At 67.3% G+C, this 16,939-nt stretch carries 18 protein-coding genes; 8 read left to right on the top strand and 10 right to left on the bottom strand.

The features are described from left to right. Window positions 1–27: 27 nt before the first annotated feature. The 3 genes from FGL91_RS10315 to FGL91_RS10305 form a co-directional block, all read right to left on the bottom strand. Complete coding sequence (locus FGL91_RS10315) at window positions 28–600, bottom strand: hypothetical protein (protein WP_153243769.1); 573 nt, start codon at window positions 598–600, stop codon at window positions 28–30. Window positions 601–717: 117 nt separating this feature from the next. After that, entirely contained in the window at window positions 718–915 is a 198-nt protein-coding gene (locus FGL91_RS10310) for a hypothetical protein (protein WP_153243768.1), read from the bottom strand. A 92-nt stretch (window positions 916–1,007) separates the two neighbouring features. Beyond that, window positions 1,008–1,970, bottom strand: coding sequence for an aldo/keto reductase (locus tag FGL91_RS10305; RefSeq protein ID WP_153243767.1), 963 nt, complete (start codon window positions 1,968–1,970; stop codon window positions 1,008–1,010). Between the two features lie 100 nt (window positions 1,971–2,070). On the opposite strand from FGL91_RS10305, the gene FGL91_RS10300 reads away from it, so the two are divergent. From FGL91_RS10300 to FGL91_RS10275, 6 genes are all read left to right on the top strand, one after another. Further along, window positions 2,071–2,805: an SDR family NAD(P)-dependent oxidoreductase gene (locus tag FGL91_RS10300; protein ID WP_153243766.1), complete on the top strand. Its 735-nt coding sequence runs from the start codon at window positions 2,071–2,073 to the stop codon at window positions 2,803–2,805. 96 nt (window positions 2,806–2,901) lie between these two features. Further along, window positions 2,902–4,002 carry a zinc-binding dehydrogenase gene (locus tag FGL91_RS10295; RefSeq protein WP_153243765.1) on the top strand — a complete coding sequence of 367 codons (1,101 nt, stop codon included), beginning with the start codon at window positions 2,902–2,904 and terminating at the stop codon, window positions 4,000–4,002. 7 nt (window positions 4,003–4,009) lie between these two features. After that, on the top strand, window positions 4,010–4,972 hold the full coding sequence (locus FGL91_RS10290) for an aldo/keto reductase (RefSeq protein ID WP_153243764.1): 963 nt from the start codon (window positions 4,010–4,012) through the stop codon (window positions 4,970–4,972). A 35-nt stretch (window positions 4,973–5,007) separates the two neighbouring features. Continuing rightward, window positions 5,008–6,006 carry an alpha/beta hydrolase gene (locus FGL91_RS10285; protein WP_153243763.1) on the top strand — a complete coding sequence of 333 codons (999 nt, stop codon included), beginning with the start codon at window positions 5,008–5,010 and terminating at the stop codon, window positions 6,004–6,006. Continuing rightward, complete coding sequence (locus FGL91_RS10280; protein ID WP_153243762.1) at window positions 6,003–6,986, top strand: alpha/beta hydrolase; 984 nt, start codon at window positions 6,003–6,005, stop codon at window positions 6,984–6,986. The genes FGL91_RS10285 and FGL91_RS10280 overlap by 4 nt, the downstream gene beginning before the upstream one ends. Further along, window positions 6,983–8,203, top strand: a complete 1,221-nt coding sequence (locus tag FGL91_RS10275) for a multidrug effflux MFS transporter (RefSeq protein WP_227991487.1) — start codon at window positions 6,983–6,985, stop codon at window positions 8,201–8,203. Before FGL91_RS10280 ends, FGL91_RS10275 begins: the two co-directional genes overlap by 4 nt. Here the strand turns inward: FGL91_RS10275 and FGL91_RS10270 are convergent. From FGL91_RS10270 to FGL91_RS10240, 7 genes are all read right to left on the bottom strand, one after another. Next, window positions 8,197–8,550: an Imm8 family immunity protein gene (locus FGL91_RS10270; RefSeq protein ID WP_165875488.1), complete on the bottom strand. Its 354-nt coding sequence runs from the start codon at window positions 8,548–8,550 to the stop codon at window positions 8,197–8,199. The genes FGL91_RS10275 and FGL91_RS10270 overlap by 7 nt on opposite strands. A gap of 549 nt (window positions 8,551–9,099) precedes the next feature. Further along, the gene (locus FGL91_RS10265) at window positions 9,100–9,489 is read right to left on the bottom strand and encodes a hypothetical protein (protein WP_153243761.1); all 390 of its coding nucleotides are present in this window, start codon (window positions 9,487–9,489) and stop codon (window positions 9,100–9,102) included. Window positions 9,490–9,590: 101 nt separating this feature from the next. Next, complete coding sequence (locus FGL91_RS10260) at window positions 9,591–10,385, bottom strand: hypothetical protein (RefSeq protein ID WP_153243760.1); 795 nt, start codon at window positions 10,383–10,385, stop codon at window positions 9,591–9,593. A 323-nt stretch (window positions 10,386–10,708) separates the two neighbouring features. Further along, window positions 10,709–11,380 carry a tetratricopeptide repeat protein gene (locus FGL91_RS10255; RefSeq protein ID WP_153243759.1) on the bottom strand — a complete coding sequence of 224 codons (672 nt, stop codon included), beginning with the start codon at window positions 11,378–11,380 and terminating at the stop codon, window positions 10,709–10,711. A gap of 171 nt (window positions 11,381–11,551) precedes the next feature. Continuing rightward, the gene (locus tag FGL91_RS10250; protein ID WP_227991485.1) at window positions 11,552–11,782 is read right to left on the bottom strand and encodes a hypothetical protein; all 231 of its coding nucleotides are present in this window, start codon (window positions 11,780–11,782) and stop codon (window positions 11,552–11,554) included. 1,129 nt (window positions 11,783–12,911) lie between these two features. After that, complete coding sequence (locus tag FGL91_RS10245; RefSeq protein WP_153243758.1) at window positions 12,912–13,577, bottom strand: SDR family oxidoreductase; 666 nt, start codon at window positions 13,575–13,577, stop codon at window positions 12,912–12,914. 39 nt (window positions 13,578–13,616) lie between these two features. Beyond that, window positions 13,617–14,168: a hypothetical protein gene (locus FGL91_RS10240; RefSeq protein WP_153243757.1), complete on the bottom strand. Its 552-nt coding sequence runs from the start codon at window positions 14,166–14,168 to the stop codon at window positions 13,617–13,619. 66 nt (window positions 14,169–14,234) lie between these two features. Between FGL91_RS10240 and FGL91_RS10235 the strand changes: the two genes are divergently transcribed. After that, window positions 14,235–14,819 carry a TetR/AcrR family transcriptional regulator gene (locus tag FGL91_RS10235; RefSeq protein ID WP_131493772.1) on the top strand — a complete coding sequence of 195 codons (585 nt, stop codon included), beginning with the start codon at window positions 14,235–14,237 and terminating at the stop codon, window positions 14,817–14,819. Window positions 14,820–14,913: 94 nt separating this feature from the next. Then, the gene (locus tag FGL91_RS10230) at window positions 14,914–16,899 is read left to right on the top strand and encodes a primary-amine oxidase (RefSeq protein WP_194239197.1); all 1,986 of its coding nucleotides are present in this window, start codon (window positions 14,914–14,916) and stop codon (window positions 16,897–16,899) included. Window positions 16,900–16,939: the final 40 nt, after the last annotated feature.

The following is a 16,939-nucleotide window of genomic DNA, read 5'->3' as shown; positions in this document are numbered from 1 at the left end:
CGGAAGGTGCGCGGCGAAGCCGGATCCTCAGTCGTCGCGAAGGGCTCTCTTCACTCGGAGCAATTCGGCCGCCGATTCGATCTCCGCTTCGCGCGGGCCTCGCATACCGGACCCGTTGGTCGGTGTGAGGATGAAGGAGAGCAATCCTCCGCGCACGGTGATGTCGAGCCGCCCATACGACATGCTCGTCTCGTTGCGCCGTGATACCGAAACGATGTCGCGAAGAGCATAATCCTGCCTCTCGACTGAATGGCGCGGCCTTCCCAGCCCTGCGTGGATGCACACCGTCAGGCGGTCCGGGTGAACCAGCAACCACCCGGCGCTCACACGATCCGCGGGGGTGCCATCCACGTCGAGATCGGCCCGCGAAAACGCGAAGCCAGCCAATGCTCCGGCACCCTGCACGTCGCGCGCGGCGGCTCGAACGAGCCACCGCCACCGAAGCGCGTTCCATCCCGCGGCAGCGATCAAAGCGAGTCCGGCGGCGGCGAACAGCATCACACTGCCGATCGATGCCCCTTGCAGCGCCGGGAGCACGAGAACGACGACGCCGAGGAGAACAGCACCGCACATCGAGATGTTGCGGCCGAGCGTCGTCAACGGCCCGTCGGGGGCGAGGCGAAGAAGCTCCACTCGAGAGAAGCTTCCCTCTTCGCTAGGCGACCCGTTGCGCGTCATCACCTCAGCCCACCCGCACGTCGGACACACCAAGCACCGTCATTCGCAGCTCCGCTCGTCCAGCGGTCGCCTCGGCTTCGAGGGGACTGCATCGGTCAAGCCACCGTCCTCCTCGACAGCCCGGCGTCTCGCATCGGCGCGTCTGTCGAGAATCAGATACCAACCGACGAAGAAGACCACCAGAAAGAGGAATCCGCCGAAGACCAGGGCCATGAGCAGCGTGGGCTCCGGGCTCATCTCATCTCCACTCCCCCGACATCCACGGCGGATCTCGGCGCGCCTCATGTTCCCACACCGGCAGCGCGCAGCCCCCAGAACCCCGGCTCCCTTCACCACGCCCCGTCGGCGCGCACCTCCCGGTCGACCCAGCAGTCGGCGAGCGCGCCCCGCACCTCGGCTCCGTGGTCTCGCGCGAGGGTGAGCGCCGCATGGTTCTCCTCGAGTTGCGCGAGACGCGAGGCACCGAACAGCACGTTCGCGGTGGCGGGGTTCGACAGGCAGAAGGCGACGCCGAGCGCGGCCGGCGTGACCCCGAACTCTCCCGCGACCCGCGCGACCTCGGGGTACACGGCGGCGATCTGCTCCCGGATGCCTCCCACGTCGGCACCGATCTTCCGCTCTGGCATGCGTCCGGTGGCGAGGATTCCGCCCTCGAACACGTCCGACGCCTGGAGCGCGAGAGCCCCCTCGGCGAACAGCGGACCATAGGCGTCCCCCTCCGCCATCGATCGCCGAGCGATCCCGTACTTCAACTGCGCGAACGCCGGGCCAGCCATGCCCTGCGCCGCGGCGACGGCGAGCGCCTCCCGCGTGTGCTCGATCCGCCAGTTGTTGATGCCCCAGGAGCCCACAAGCCCCTCGGCGATCAGCTCGTTCACGTCGGCGACGAGGCGCGGCAGGTCCGGAGCGTCGAGGTAGTCGCCCACGACGAGGGTGTCGAACCGGTCGAGGCCCGCTCGCTCCAGGGACTCGACCAGTTGCGCACGGAAGCCCTGGCTCGGCCAGTCCCACAGCCAGAGCTTGCCGCACAGCACGATGTCATCGCGGTCGACGCCGCTCGCTCTCAGAGCCTGCCCGAAGAGGATGTCGGTCTTCGAGTTCTCGGAGTGCGGACCCATGTTGTAGTACGCGACGTCGAAGAAGCCGGCGTCCAGCTCGACCGCCCGGCGGATCAGCGCCACCGCGTCGTCGGGCGCCATCCGATCCCAGGTGTTCCAGGATCCGAGCGCCAGCGGGGGCACCGGGGCGCTCCGGGAATCCAGCGGCTTCCAGGGATATGTCGTTTCGGGCATGAAGGCTCCTTCGCCGTCTCGAGACACGGGGTTGTGTTTTTCTATGTTTGTAGAATATAACGGAGACATCCCGTCAGAACCGCCGTCAGTGAGGACGAACATGACCGTATCCCCCCGCCGCATCCTGGTCACCGGCGGCGCGTCCGGCCTCGGCCGTGGCATCGCCACCGCGTTCCGCGACCGTGGAGACGAGGTCTTCATCGGCGATGTGAACGCGGACGCCGCCACGGCGATCGCCGCCGAGATCGGCGCCACCGCACTCACCCTCGACATCGGCGACGAGTCCTCCGTGCGCGCCGCAGCCGAACGACTCACTGCCGACGGCGGCATCGATGTCCTGGTCAACAACGCCGGCATCGTCGCCGGCGGCGGCACCCTGCAGGAAGTTCCGGTCGACGTCGTCGACGCGGCCCTGCGGGTCAACGTGCGCGGAACCTTCCTCATGCTCCGGATCTTCGGCGCGCTGCTCGCCGACGCAGGACACGGCGCGATCGTCAACATCTCGTCCATCGGCGCACGGCAGCCCACCCCCGGACTGGGGCACTACGAGGCGACGAAGGCCGCGGTCGACGCCCTCACCCGCACCGCGGCGATCGAGCTCGCCGCCTCGGGTGTCCGGGTCAACGCGGTCGCCCCCGGTCCCGTGCTCACGCCTCTCACCGCGGACTTCGCCTCGAACCCGCAAGCCCGTGCGGCGTGGGAGTCCCGCATCCCGCTCGGCTCCATCGCCGAGGTCGACCAGATCACCCCGCTCGTGCTGTTCCTCGCGAGCGACGCCGCCAGCCACATCACCGGAGTCTCCGTCCCCGTCGACGGCGGACAGCTTCTGGTCTGACGCGAGATCGATTCCGCACCTTCCCGTCCCCTCCGAGGCCCCTTTCTGATCCGCCACCCGCCCCGCTGACCCACCCGCCCGCGACTGGAGAACCGCATGCCCCTCCCCACCCGCACCAAGGCCGCCGTGCTCACCGCGCACGGCGAGCCGCTCACCCTGCAGGAACTGCCTCTCCCCGCCGAGATCGAAGCGGGCGCCGCGCTCGTGCGCATCGCGTGCACCACGCTGTGCGGCACCGACATCGAGATCTGGGAGGGACGGATGACCTTCCCCGGCATGCTCCCGATGGTGCTCGGCCACGAGATGGTCGGCGAGATCGTCGCCACCGGCCCCGACACGAAGGACGCCCTGGGCCACCCCCTCTCCCCCGGAGATCGCATCGGCTGGTCCGAGTCGACCTGCGGCGAGTGCTACGGCTGCGTGGTGCTGCGCGAGCCCGTCGCCTGCTCCCGCCGCGGGTACGGCTTCCTGCAGCGTGCGGACGTGCCTCCGTTCGCCACCGCGGGACTCTCGGAGTACGCCTATGTGACCCCGGGGGCAGCCAAGCTGCTGCTCCCGTCATCCGTCAAGGACACCTGGGCCTCGATGGCCGGATGCGCGGCCAAGACCGTGTTGCGGGCCTTCGAGCGGGCAGGGCGCATCCGCCCCGGCTCGACCGTGGTCGTGCAGGGCGCCGGGGCGCTCGGCATCTTCGCCACGGCCGTCGCGAAGATCTCCGGTGCAGGCCAGGTCATCACGGTGGGCGCCCCCGCCGCCCGGCTCGAACTCGCCGGCCGCTTCGGCGCCGATGCGGTCGTCGACTTCCGCGACGGCCCGGTGGTCGATCAGGTGATGGCGCTCACGGGAGGGCGCGGCGCCGACCACGTGTTCGACTTCGCGGGTGCGCCCAGCGTCGGCCCTGACGCGATCGCGATGGCCGCCCAGCGCGGGACCGTCACGATCGTCGGCTCGACCGGTCCCGCAGGCGACGACTTCCCGCTCAGCACCATCATGGGCAAGGAGCTCACGGTGGTCGGCTCACTCAACGGCGACATCTCCGACTACTCCCGTGCGATCGACTTCTTCACCGCGTTCGCGGATCGCTACCCCTGGGACAACCTCTTCAGCGCGCCGGTCGGCCTCGCCGACGCCTCCGCGAAGATCGCCCACATGCACGACCTCGATGAGGTCAAAGCCGTCATCGACCCGAGACTGTGAGGACTCCATGACCACTCCCCTCCTGCCCCGACGCGAGATCGGCCGCAGCGGCATCGACGCCTCACTGTTCTCTCTCGGCTCCTGGCACACCTACGACCGGATGGACTTCGCCGACGCGGTCGCAATGCTCCGCGAGGCCGTGGACCGCGGTGTGAACCTCTTCGACGTGGGCGTGTACTCCGCGCCTGGAGCGCCACCGGTCTTCACCGACGTGATCTTCTCAGCGATGGTGCGCGCTGCAGGCCTCCGGCGCGACGACTGGCTGCTCTCGTCGAAGCTGTGGCTCGAGGCCTTCGGCGACGACGGCTTCCGCCCCCAGCTCGAGAACGCGCTGATGCGGGTCGGCGTCGAGCACGCAGACCTCGTGATCCTCGGAGACCTGCGGCGCGACGACCTCGACCTGCGTGACCTCGTGCTCGACCTCGCCCGCCTCGCGGAGGCCGGCCTCATCCGCACCTGGGGTGTGAACAACTGGTCGGCATCGAGCATCCAGTCCCTGATCGACATCGCCGCGGCGGAGGGCGTGGCCGGACCGCAGATCGCGCAGTTGAAGTACAGCGTCTCCCGGCGCTCGATCCCCGACGGCGGCCCCTTCGCCCGGCTGTGGGAACAGGGGCTCACTCTGCAGGCCTCCGACTGCCTCGAGGGCGGCGTGCTCGCCGGCAAGATCAACGGCGACCGGCAGATCGGCCGCGACCCCGGTGACATCCGGGAGCGGATCATCCACGATGTGCCCGCCTTCACCGAGGTCGCCGCATCCCTCGACGTCTCACCCGCGCAGCTCGGGATCGCGTTCACCCTCACCCATCCGGCCCTCACCACGACGCTGTTCGGCGCCTCGAGCGGGGAACAACTGCGCGCCAACCTCGACGCCGCAGCCCTGGTCGATCGGGTCGGCGGCGATGAGTTGCGCCGCCTGGTCGAACCGTTCTGGGCCGACCGCGGGGTCGTCGACCCCGAAGGCCCCTGACCCGCCGCTTCGACCTTCCATCCTCAAGGAGAACCATGACCGCCACCGCCGCCGGACGCCCGACCGTCACCCCCGTGCCCTTCGACCCCGAGGTGCAGGCCGTGCTCGACGAGATCGCGAAGAACCCGCAACCGGCCCTCACCCGCGACACCCTTCCGCGTGACGGCGTCGACCAGATGTTCCCCGACAACGACGCCGTGATCGCCGGGCGCGACATCGAGTGGGAGGACCGCGTCATCCCCGGTCCCGCCGGAGCACCCGACCTCGAGATCACGGTGTTCCGCCCCGCCGGCGCCCACGGCGAAGTGCTCCCCGGTTTCGTGAACATCCACGGCGGCGGCATGATCGTCGGCCACCGCTCGTGGGAGACCGGCCGCGTGGTCGACATCGTCGACGAACACCGGGTCGTCGCCGTCAACGTCGAGTACCGCCTCGCTCCGGAGAACCCCTACCCCGCGGGCGTCGAGGACTGCTACGCCGCCTTCGTGTGGGTTCATGAGCACGCCGCGGAACTCGGCATCGACCCGGAGCGCCTCATCGTCGGAGGCGGCAGTGCGGGCGGGGGGCTGACAGCCGCTGTCGCCCTCATGGCGCGCGACCGACAGGGGCCCGTCATGGCCGGGCAGCTCTTGCTGTGCCCGATGATCGACAACACCAACACCAGCGTCGCGAGCCGCCAGTACGACGGCATCGGCACCTGGCAACGCGAGATGAACCTGCTGGCGTGGTCGTGCGTGCTGGGCGACGACCTCGCCTTCCACCCGGACGCCCCCGCCTACGCCGCCCCCAGCCGCGCGACCGATGTGTCGGGGCTCCCGCCCGCCTTCATCGAAGTCGGCGAGGCCGAGGCCTTCCGCGATGAGGACACGGAGTACGCGCTGCGCATCTGGGCCACCGGAGGACAGGCCGAACTGCATGTCTGGGGCGGCGGAGCGCACGGCTTCGACATGTACATGCCGGAGGCTGAGATCTCCCGAGCCGCTCTCGCCGCTCGCGCCTCGTGGTTGCGTCGCATCTGGCGGGCGGACCGATGACCGCGCCGCTGCCTGTCCCGTATGACCCGGAGCTCGTCGCCGGCCTCGACGCGTTCGTCGGGATGGTGGAGATCATCCCGCTGCGTGCCGACACGATCCATGCCAACCGCGACCACTTCGCGACGATCATCCCGCCCATAGCCGCACAGGCCGCGGGTCGGGAGGTCGTCTGGGAGGACCGTGTCATCCCCGGACCGCACGGGGCGCCGGACGTCGAGATCACGATCATCCGCCCCGCCCGCGCGACTTCCGTGCCCGCACCCGCGGTCCTGTCGATCCACGGCGGCGGGATGGTGCTCGGCACCCGGTTCTTCGGCACCGCCGAGCTCATCGACCTCGCCGAGCGGCACGGCATCGTCGGGGTGGCCGTCGAGTACCGGCTGGCACCCGAGCATCCCGGTCCCGCGCAGGCGGAGGACTGCTACGCCGCGCTGGAGTGGATGGCCGCCCACGCCGACGAGCTCGGCATCGATCCCGCCCGCATCATCGCCTCGGGGATGAGCGCCGGCGGGGGCCTGTCGGCTGCCGTCGCGCTGATCGCCCGGGATCGCGGCGGTCCGCACCTGGCCGGCCAGCTGCTCGGCTGTCCGATGCTCGACGACCGCAACGAGACCGCCTCCAGTCGGCAGTACGACGGCTTCGGCGCGTGGGATCGGAACAACAACGACACCGCCTGGGATGCCATCGCCGGGGACGACCGGTTCACCGACCGCGTCTCCCCGTACACCGCGCCCGCCCGCGCCACGGACCTCGCCGGTCTCGCACCCGCGTTCATCGAGGTGGGCGCTGCCGAGACGTTCCGCGACGAAGCCGTCGACTACGCCCTGCGCATCTGGGCGACCGGCGGACAAGCCGAGCTGCATGTGTGGGCCGGCGGGTACCACGGCTTCTCCGGGTTCTCGCCCGAGGCCGAGGTCTCGAAGGCCGCCGTCGCCGCGCGGGAGAGCTGGCTGCGCCGCATCCTGCGCCTGGGCGGATGAGCCTGCCCCTTCCCGAGGAGCTGGCTCGCCCGCGAATGAGCACCCTGCGGGCGATGCTGGTGCTCGGGATGCTGGAGGCTTTCGGGCCGTTGTCGATGGACCTGTATCTGCCACAGTTGCCGCAGCTCGCCGCGTCTCTCGGCACGACGGAGGCTCTGGCGCAGGTGACGATGTCGGCGTGCATGATCGGTCTCGGGCTCGGACAACTCATCGCGGGACCGCTGAGCGATCGACTCGGAAGGCGACTGCCGCTGATGGTCGGAGTCTCGGCCTTCGCGGTGCTGTCGCTGGTGTGCGCCCTCGCGCCGAACATCGAGCTGCTGCTGCTCGCCCGTTTCCTGCAGGGGCTCGCGGGCTCGGCGGGGATCGTGATCTGCCTGGCGATCGCACGAGACCAGTTCGAGGGTGTCGAGCTGTCGCGGATGCTGTCGCTGCTGTTCCTCGTCTCCGGAACCGCACCGATCATCGCGCCGGTCGTCGGTGGGCAACTCGCCCGGGTTATGGACTGGCGGGGCATCTTCGGCGTGCTCAGCGCCGTCGGGGTCGTACTGCTCCTCATCGTCGTGTTCGCCCTGCCCGAGACGCTGCCCGCCTCGGCGCGGCGCGGCGGTGGCCTCGTGGTGCTGCGGGATCATGCCCGTGCCGTGATCCGCGACCGCCTGTTCATCGCGGTGCTGTGCGCGGCGGCGGGAGGCGGCGTCGCGTTCTTCACCTACCTGTCGATGTCATCGTTCGTCCTGCAGGATCAGTTCGGCCTCACCCCGCAGACCTTCAGTGTCGCGTTCGCGGCGGGGGCGCTGGCGAGCATCGTCGGCAGCCAGACCAGCAGGCTCGTCGTGCGGCGGTGGGGGCCGTTGCGCGTCTATCTGGGTGGGATCACGGCGACGCTGCTCTCCACGACGACCTTCCTCGTGCTGACGTTGGCCGGCACCGGCGTCTACGGAGTGATCGCTGCGCTGATCGGGTTCATGCTCTGCTCGGGAGTGGGTGGCCCGAACGGTCAGACGCTGGCCCTCGCGCACCACGGCAGCCGCGCGGGCACAGCCTCCGCCCTGCTCGGCATGGCGACCTTCCTGTTCGGGCCCGTAGTAGCGCCGATCGCGGCCGGATTGGGTGGCTCGAACGCGGTCACGATGGCCGTCACGATGACCCTCGCAGCGGCCGCCGCCGCGGTCGCGGCCTGGGTGTTCGTGCGGCCGGCCGCAGCGCCTCAGTAACGGTAGTTGTCGAACTCCCAACGGCCAATCTGCACCAGGCTGAGCAGGAGTTGTTGCCAGGTCGCTCCAGTGGCCAGCCCAACCTCGCGACGAAGTCGCCGCATCGCGAGCTCGAGGTCGAAGACTTCCATCACGAGGGTGTGCCGAAGCATCTGCACGCGATCGCGATGAATATCACGTGCGAGCCAGCGCGGCGTGCAGACAAGCACGTCGAAAGACTCTTCCCCGGGTCCGTCCTCCGGTCCGATCAGCAATCGAATCCATTGTCCCTCGTCCAAGGGATCACGCGGCCGGTAGGACTCCACGTCCAGATCTGAACTGTAGAACGATTTGATGACTGCTTTCATTCGTATATGTCCGATTGTCCGATTGATTGCCCGGTCCACAGGAACACCGAAGCGACTCAAAGCCTCTAGGAGAGATTCCCGGATCTTCGCAAGCAGATGGCGAAATGCGAGCGAACCTACACCCGCAACCATGGCAACTACGCCAAGCGCGACGAACAGTATCGCAAACATACTATATGCGCGGCCCTCCAGATGTACACCTATCTCTAGGTGGCTCCAAGCTGGAATTGCGTCAGAACATGATACAAATCTTCACCTTCGCGCCATTCGATGGCGCTGGTTCAGCGTCGCAGCGGATCTTCCTTTATCCACGCCCGCTTCAATCGCTCATGTGTTCCTAGACCATCGGGTGGGATGCGCCGATCCGACCACTTTGCTCCGCTACGAATCCACTCAGCTCGGAAATCTGCGGTCGACTCGAACGTGGAGTCTTCATACCCCCATTCCACATTGCAGCATGGGCAGATATCGAAGCTACCGAAGCGGCCGTCCTCTCCCCAAGGCAACCATTCGCTTGCGTCATAGCCACACACTCTACAATATCGAAAATCAAAACTGGGCATAGAAATACTCCAAGTTTGTTGAATACGAATGGTCATTAAGATGGTAATAAGTCTTCGGGGCGCCGAACTTGTTCATCACGCCGAATACGTTGGTTTCTGGGTTATACCGCACAATGTCACCATTCTGCCGCACGCCAGTCAACGTGCCTGGCGGCGGCGTGCGCAAAAACTTCTGCGCCTGCGCGACGTAATCGAGTGAATTCTTCACGCCGGCAAACTCGGCACCATGCTTGTTAAAATGGCTGAGGGCATTCTGAGACGCGGAACGTTTGGAGCTCGAGCTCCAGATCGGCCCCGAAATGCGACTGGAAGGCGTCTGGGTCGATCCTCGCGGGGCGACCGTTGGGGTCATCTTACGGTAGGTGTAGATCCCCATGGGGGTGGTGTATCCGCGCATATTCGAAGGCATCGCCCGCGAAGTCAGATAGTTGCCGCCTTGTGAACCACCCGCCCAGGGGTTCCACCACTTCTCGCCACTCAGGTCGTGGCCGTTGATGGGGTCAGTGGCCAGGAGTAGTCATTCGCTCCGCCGCCCTCGATCGGGTCGACTTGCAGGAACCTCCCCAGAGCGGGGACATACAACCGCACCCCCATCTCGACCACCAGCGTCGAACCTGCAGACTCTGCCGGCTTCAACGCTCCCAGATGCCAGAGGGTGTTTCCTGCGACCTGCCCCGTGTCATCCGATGCGACCGTGCCGATCGCGAACGTCACCGGATCGACCGGCTGACCGAACGGATCCCACAACAACAACGCACTCGTCGTCGTCCCGGTCCGAGTCACGAGCCCATGCCCACCCAACCCGGGGAACGACCACGTCACCTCCCCAGCCCGGCTCATCCACGACACGCCACCCGGCAACCCCACACTCCGCGTGAGATCCGACCCGACCTTCTGACCCCACGCCGCATCGCCACCCGCCGCGAACAGATACTTCGTCGTCACTGGAGCCGCAGACCCCGCCGGATCCATCGTCCGCGACACGATCCGACCCGACACATCCCGCACGATCGCGACAGTCGTCCCATCGTCATACGTCGTCCCGACATGCCGATTCGCAGCGTCATACGAGAACTGCATGTCACCCAGGCGAACCGTGTTCCCCCGCACGTCATACTCGATCTCCGACGCGGCCACCCCGTCCGCAACCGTCGTCGCCCCCGGGATCGCCCCCGTCACCGACGACGACAACAACCGATCCGCCCAGTCATAGCAATACGACGTCGACGTCGTGACCGGAGCCTGCCCCGGCGCAGTCCATACATCGGTCAAGCCGGTCCTGTTGCCCGACATCCCCGCCGCCGCATTCGGACCGCACCCACCCGACGAATCGAACCCATAAGTGAGCTCATGCCCGGGAATGACCGCCGACGTCAACCGCCCCGCTGCATCGCAGCCGTACGTCGAAGAGTACGTCGTCGACCCCATCGAAGAGTGCTGCTTCGCCACACGACCCGACTGCGTCCGCACGACGTTGTCCGAAACGAGCTGCCCCGCGACCAGCCACTCCTCGGCCACGACGCGATCTGCTGCATCACGACCGACACTCTCGTTCGTCGGCAATCGAGAGATCGACACGGTAGCTGCGCTGACCCTTAGTCAGACGATGCCTCCAGAGGCGTCGAGTCGCCCATCCGCTTGGCGAGCTCGTGAAGTTCATGTGCGCGCTCGGTTTCACCCTTCTCAAGCAACATCACCGCAAGGTTGTGTGCACTATGGCCATCCCCGCTAGAAATGCCCGCCCAGTAGGCCGCCTCAGCTGTGTCAAGCTCTCCTGGTTCCTCGGCAAGGAGGTTTCCGAGCAAGAGTGCGGCACCGTAGACGTCGGCAGCAACTGCTCGTGCGAGAAACTCTCGAGCCTCGGCTGTCCTACCTTGACGGAGCAAAAGGTCTGCCAATGGCACTCCGAATTCCTCCGAGTCGTCTAGCCCCTTCTTGAGCAGATCCTCCGCTTCGTGGAGATCTGTAGACGTTCTCGCGCTTACGAGGCTCTCCCCAAGAAGGCCAGCGAGTCGAGCGGGGTTGCCGGCCTCCGCGGCGATCGCTTTCCTCAACCACACCTCCGCTTCTTCGTTGTGCCCCATCCAGTTGAGACTCTCGCCGAGTGCTGCGAGCGCTGCGCTTGAGCCGCCATCGGCAGCTTCGCGAAACATCGAAATCGCCAGACGCTCGTCGACGTCCCATACAGCAGCTGCAAGCTCGAACAGGGTGCTTGGTGTCGCCCCTGCTTCGAAATCGACAGAATCCAGGTCGACGGTGGGAATCATTCGGCTGATGGCAGCTCGGTCACACGCGCCATCCCGTCCGCACGCCGCCCGCAAGAAGTCCAAGTATTGCCCCGCGACAAACGCATCCTCCGCGGCACGTCGATCCGGTTTCACCGGTGCCTCCTCAGGCGATTTCGGTCAGCGGTGCAGATTGATGCCCTCTCGTTCGGCCTAGGGCTTACCATCCTGGCCGATCGTGTCCCTGGCCTCTCGTACGCGCTCGGAATAGTCCGCGTCAAAAACCATCGGCAATCGGGACTCGAGTTGCGATTCGAGATCCCACAGGACCCTCTGTTCGACTGACTCAACAGCTTGAGCCTCAGAGTCGTTGATTCTCGCTATCAAGTCGTACAACACGAGCGCTTCCTCCATGCTCAATGCAAGCATCACACTGTCAGCCACCGCCAACCCTTCCTGTTGTCAGCGAGTTCTCGATCTGCGCCGAAGTCAGCTTCCATCCCGACAAAGAAACCGTCCCCGTGGAGCATGACGTCGGCCTGCCTGGCGGAGTTGTTGTGCTCGCCTCATCGGCTCCTACCATTCCTTCTCGTGAGCAGTCGCAAGCCAATCGTAGAAAACCAGAGCTTCGCTTGAACTCGAATCGAGCACGATTCTGTTGTCCACCACCCAGCCTCCCTGTCGTCATTTGACGATGAAGCTGCGTTTGGTGGAGAGTCCACGCAGCAGACATCACGCGGCCGGTAGGAACCATTAGACACCTCTTCGACGAGAGAGGGCTCCCCTCGGCGACCGAGTCCGAACGCGCGGTGTAACATCCGACTCCGAAAAGATCCCCAGTCTGTGATTCAAGGATCGAGCGACTTCGTTCGCCGTGCGCCGACTACACACAGTCCCCCCCCCAGACGCACCGCACTCCCGTCTTCGAATTCAGCGTGCAACTCACCGCTCTCAAAGGGGCCGGAATCTATTGCCCACGCCAGGTAGTAGAAGGGGCCCCCATACGGTTGCACTCGAAACCGCTTTAGATCCCCGCGCTTGAACACTCTGCGCGACCACCAGCCGCGCACGCGCACATCGTCACCCTTGATTGCCACGCCTGTGAAAGGAAGTCGAACCCAAAGCCATACCGTAAGCAGGAGTAGCGCGACGGCGAGGAATCGAAGAGGGCCGAGTGCATCTCTTGCTGATGGACTCGCAAGGATCAGCGCTGGAACCAGGCCGCTGTAGACAGAAGCCACCGCAAGTCTCCCCGCGCGCCCAAGTCGTCCCGAACGGCCCTCATCGCTATGACGAGACATGGAAGCGTCCGACTTTGAAGCCCCCGCCCGGTGCGAGCGGACGGTTGGTTCGGAGTGGCTTGAGAAGACTCTGCACACTGTTCGACGACACGACCTCAGCTCCCGCCCGCGATGATCGAATGCCGCATAGGAAACAAATAGCGGATGCTGAGGTCTCACCGCGAGCGGCACCGCATCACGAATTCATAACTTCCTTCGACTTAAGGGGATGATCACCCGCGACTGCGGCCCCGCCGCGCCCGATCAGCCCTCGACGCCCGCCGCGCGCCCCCTCAGTAGCGAGCCGAGAACGCCCCGTCCGACTGGAGCAGCTGACCGGAGATCCAGCGCCCCTCATCCGACACGACGAACTCCACGACCGCGGCGACATCCGCCGGACGCCCCAACCGCCCCAGAGGGGTCATCGCTCCGAGCGAGGCCCGCGTCTCGTCGTCCATCCAGCCGGTGTCGATCGGTCCCGGGTTCAGCACGTTCGCGGAGATCCCACGAGGACCGAGCTCACGAGCGGCCGAGATCACGAGCCGGTCGAGTGCGCCCTTCGATGCACCGTAGGGCAGGTTCCCGGTCACGTGGTCGCTGGTGAGCGCCAGGATCACTCCCCCGTCATCGCCGACCTGACGCGCGAAGGCCGCGATCAGCAGCAGACTCGCCCGCGCGTTCACGGCGACGTGCCTGTCGAAACTCTCCGCAGTGGTGTCGAGGATGCCGGACTCGACGTCGTGGGCGTGACTCAGGATGAGCGCGGTGATGGGCCCGTGCGCGGCGACGACCGCATCCACGAGTGCGCCGGGGCCGTCGGGGGTCGCGAGGTCGGCGAGGTGGTCGGCGTCGTGGAGATCGCTGGTCACGACCGTCCACCCGGCCGCACGCAGACGAGGGACGATGCCGGCGGCGATGCTGTTCGCCCGGGCAGCGCCGGTGATCAGAGCGAGGGGCATCCGGCCACCGTACCGGAGCGCACACGCGTCCCGCTGCCTTCAGAACCCCACGCACATGATCACGACGCCCGCTGCCATGGCCCACGATTCCGTCGCCAGCAACCGTGCCGTCCTGCCACGATGCACGGAAGGGAGGAACCACTCCGAGACGACGGTCCATACGACGACCCCGGCCACCCCGACCAGCATCACAACGGAGAGGACGCCGTTCATCCCGTGCCCGCCGTGCCCTGAGACCGCGATCTCCGCGCCCGCACCGGCGGACTCCGCCGCGTGCGTCGAGGCGCTCTGGAACGCGCAGACGGCCATCACGAGCGACCCGAGCGCCCGGTGACAGCACGCGGCGGCCGCCGCGGTTCCCCGAACGCCCATCGTTCCGAGCATCGCCGAGACCAGCAGCACCGCCCCGAGCAGGAGTCCCGCGAGCGCGTCGCCGGGCGAGACCGCGAGCGCCAGCATCGCCGTCGCCATGATCAGCGCCGCCTGCCGCCCCTGCCACGGCACCGCACGCCACGCACCGATGCAGGCGACCGCAGCGACGATCGCCGCCACAGCCATCAGCCACGGTGCTGCAGGGAGGAGGAGCTCCATCCGGGAAGTATATTGATCGATCGCTCAATAACGCTAGACCTAGGTCGGATGCGACAAGATGGGCACGTGCCCCGCATCGTCGACCATGATGAGCGCCGCCGGCAGATCGCCGAGGCGCTGCTCGCCGTCGCCGCTCGCGATGGACACGAAAGCGTCTCCTCGCGCGCCGTCGCCAAGGAACTCGGTGTCGCGACCGGCTCGCTCTGGCACTACTTCGACGGATTCGACGAGGTCGTGCGCGCCGCAGCCGCTGAGGTGACGCGCCGCACCGACGCGCGCATCGCCGCCGCCACAGACGGCCTCCGGGGACTGGACCGGCTGCACGCACTGATGCGCGAGGTCCTTCCGATCGACGACGACACCCGCACGGAAGCGCACGTGGTCGTCGGCTTCTGGGGGCGCCTGGCCGCCCTCGCGCCGACCCCCGACGCGGGTGCCCCGACCCTCGCGACCTGGCAGGACAGCATCCGTCTCGCCCTGGCCGAGGCCGTGGACGACGGAGAGCTGCGTGCCGACACCCCCGCCGACGCCGTGATGGCCTTGCTGCGCTCGATCACGTACGGACAGCAGATCGTCGAGGTCACCGAACCTCAGCCCGCGGCGGCGCATCTCGCCGTCCTGGACAGCATCCTCGCCCCCTGGCGCGCCTGAGCCCCGCGAAAACGGTGCTTGTGGACCTCCGGCGAGCCGTCGTATCATCATCGCAACCCGTTTATTGAGCATCTGCTCGAAAATAGTGAGGTCGATGATGTCCCACCACGCACCGCAGCCCGTCTCCCTCGACAAGATCGCGGCCCCGCACCCGCACGATCCACTCTCGGGCGAGGAGATCGCCGCCGCCCGAGCCATCCTCGACGCGGCCGGGCTCCTGACCGAGACCACCCGCGTGCCGATGCTGCTGCCCGATGAGCCCACGAAACAGGAGTTCGCCGCCTGGACCCCCGGCTCCCCCATCGACCGCCGCGTCGACGTGACACTGCTCGACACGGCGACCGGCGTCGCGACCGAAGCCATCGTGTCGATCACCCGCGGCGAGGTCCTGCGCACCGAACGCGTGCCGAATGACGCCCCGCCCTACGGCCAGCCGCAGTACCTGTTCGAGGAGTACGAACGCGCCGAGGCGATCGCGAAGGCCTCCCCCGAGTGGCAGGCGGCCATGACGCGCCGCGGCCTCGCCGACCACATGGACCTCGCGTTCTGCGGACCGCTCGCCCCGGGCTACACCGGTCGTGCCGATGAAGTCGGTCGCCGCGTGATCCGCTCCCTGACGTTCCTCAAGTACGACGAGCAGGACTCCCCGTGGGCGCACCCCGTCGAAGGACTCGTCGTGCACATCGACCTCACCTCGAACAGCGTCATCCGCGTCGAGGACCACGGCGACGTGCCCGTGCCCGCCGGCCACGGAAACTACTACCCCGAGGTGCAGGGCGAGGCGCGCACCTCGCTCAAGCCGATCGAGATCACGCAGCCGGAGGGACCGAGCTTCACCGTCACCGGCTCGCTCGTCGAGTGGGAGGGCTGGTCGATGCGTGTCGACTTCAACGCCCGCGAAGGCCTCGTGCTGCACGACGTCACCTTCCAGGACCGCTCCGTGCTCAGCCGCGCCAGCGTTCCCGAGATGGTGGTCCCCTACGGCGACACCGCCCCCGGCCGCTTCTGGATCAGCTACTTCGATGCCGGCGAATATCTCCTCGGCAAGAACTCCAACCACCTCGAACTCGGCTGCGACTGCTTGGGGGTGATCCGCTACCTCGACGGCTACGTGGCCGACGACCACGGCAACCCGGTGCGCATCCCGAACGTGGTCTGCATGCACGAGGAGGACGACGGGATCCTCTGGAAGCACACCGACCTCGCGGGCCGCGCCGACGTGCGCCGCTCCCGCCGGTTCGTGGTCTCGTACTTCTCCACGATCGGCAACTACGACTACGGCTTCTACTGGTACTTCGGCCTGGACGGTTCGATCGAGGTCGTCGCCAAGGCCACCGGCATCGTGTTCGTGGGCGGCGGCGAGCCCGGCGTCCGGCAGCGCCACGCGACCGAACTCGCCCCGGGCGTCTTCGCGCCCGTGCACCAGCACCTGTTCTGCGCGCGACTCGACGTCGCCATCGACGGCGACCGGAATCGGCTCGTCGAGGTGGACGCACAGCGCGTGCCGATGGGGCCGGACAACCCGTTCGGCAACGCGTTCAGCTGGTCCGAGACCCCGCTCACGACCGAGACCGCCGCGCAGCGTGACGCAGACTCCTCCGTCGCGCGCGTCTGGGAGGTGCAGAGCACGTCCCGCACGAATCACGTCGGGCGGCCGACCGCGTATCACCTCGTCCCCGAGCCCACCGCGCTGCTCATGGCCGATCCGGAGTCCTCGGTCGCCGCGCGCGCCGCGTTCGCCACCAAGCACCTCTGGGCGACACGCTACGAACACGGTCAGATCTGGCCTGCGGGGCGGTATCCCAACGCACACCAGGGCGGCGGCGGACTCCCCGCCTACACGGCAGGCGACCGATCGATCGACGGCGAGGACATGGTGCTGTGGCACACGTTCGGCCTCACGCACTTCCCGCGCACGGAGGACTGGCCGATCATGCCCGTCGACACCACCGGGTTCCGGTTCAAGCCCAACGGCTTCCTCGACCAGAACCCCGCGATGGATGTGCCCGAATCCTCGCAGGCGCACGCGGTCTCATCCGGCAGCTGCTGCGGCGGAGGCACCTGCACCTGCGAGCACTGACCCCGGGACCCTGTTCCGGTCGCGAAACCCCACGCTCCGG

The organism is Microbacterium sp. CBA3102 (genome assembly GCF_007954505.1).
GTDB classification, from domain to species: Bacteria; Actinomycetota; Actinomycetes; order Actinomycetales; family Microbacteriaceae; genus Microbacterium; species Microbacterium aurugineum.
This window is presented reverse-complemented; position numbering and strand designations above follow the sequence as displayed.

What these genes read in the sequence shown, in the direction of transcription:
- FGL91_RS10310 (WP_153243768.1), bottom strand. Translation starts at nt 915, where the DNA reads ATGAGCCCGGAGCCCACGCTGCTCATGGCCCTGGTCTTCGGCGGATTC.
- FGL91_RS10305 (WP_153243767.1), bottom strand. Translation starts at nt 1,970, where the DNA reads ATGCCCGAAACGACATATCCCTGGAAGCCGCTGGATTCCCGGAGCGCC.
- FGL91_RS10300 (WP_153243766.1), top strand. Translation starts at nt 2,071, where the DNA reads ATGACCGTATCCCCCCGCCGCATCCTGGTCACCGGCGGCGCGTCCGGC.
- FGL91_RS10295 (WP_153243765.1), top strand. Translation starts at nt 2,902, where the DNA reads ATGCCCCTCCCCACCCGCACCAAGGCCGCCGTGCTCACCGCGCACGGC.
- FGL91_RS10290 (WP_153243764.1), top strand. Translation starts at nt 4,010, where the DNA reads ATGACCACTCCCCTCCTGCCCCGACGCGAGATCGGCCGCAGCGGCATC.
- FGL91_RS10285 (WP_153243763.1), top strand. Translation starts at nt 5,008, where the DNA reads ATGACCGCCACCGCCGCCGGACGCCCGACCGTCACCCCCGTGCCCTTC.
- FGL91_RS10280 (WP_153243762.1), top strand. Translation starts at nt 6,003, where the DNA reads ATGACCGCGCCGCTGCCTGTCCCGTATGACCCGGAGCTCGTCGCCGGC.
- FGL91_RS10275 (WP_227991487.1), top strand. Translation starts at nt 6,983, where the DNA reads ATGAGCCTGCCCCTTCCCGAGGAGCTGGCTCGCCCGCGAATGAGCACC.
- FGL91_RS10270 (WP_165875488.1), bottom strand. Translation starts at nt 8,550, where the DNA reads ATGAAAGCAGTCATCAAATCGTTCTACAGTTCAGATCTGGACGTGGAG.
- FGL91_RS10265 (WP_153243761.1), bottom strand. Translation starts at nt 9,489, where the DNA reads ATGGGGATCTACACCTACCGTAAGATGACCCCAACGGTCGCCCCGCGA.
- FGL91_RS10255 (WP_153243759.1), bottom strand. Translation starts at nt 11,380, where the DNA reads ATGATTCCCACCGTCGACCTGGATTCTGTCGATTTCGAAGCAGGGGCG.
- FGL91_RS10245 (WP_153243758.1), bottom strand. Translation starts at nt 13,577, where the DNA reads ATGCCCCTCGCTCTGATCACCGGCGCTGCCCGGGCGAACAGCATCGCC.
- FGL91_RS10240 (WP_153243757.1), bottom strand. Translation starts at nt 14,168, where the DNA reads ATGGAGCTCCTCCTCCCTGCAGCACCGTGGCTGATGGCTGTGGCGGCG.
- FGL91_RS10230 (WP_194239197.1), top strand. Translation starts at nt 14,914, where the DNA reads ATGATGTCCCACCACGCACCGCAGCCCGTCTCCCTCGACAAGATCGCG.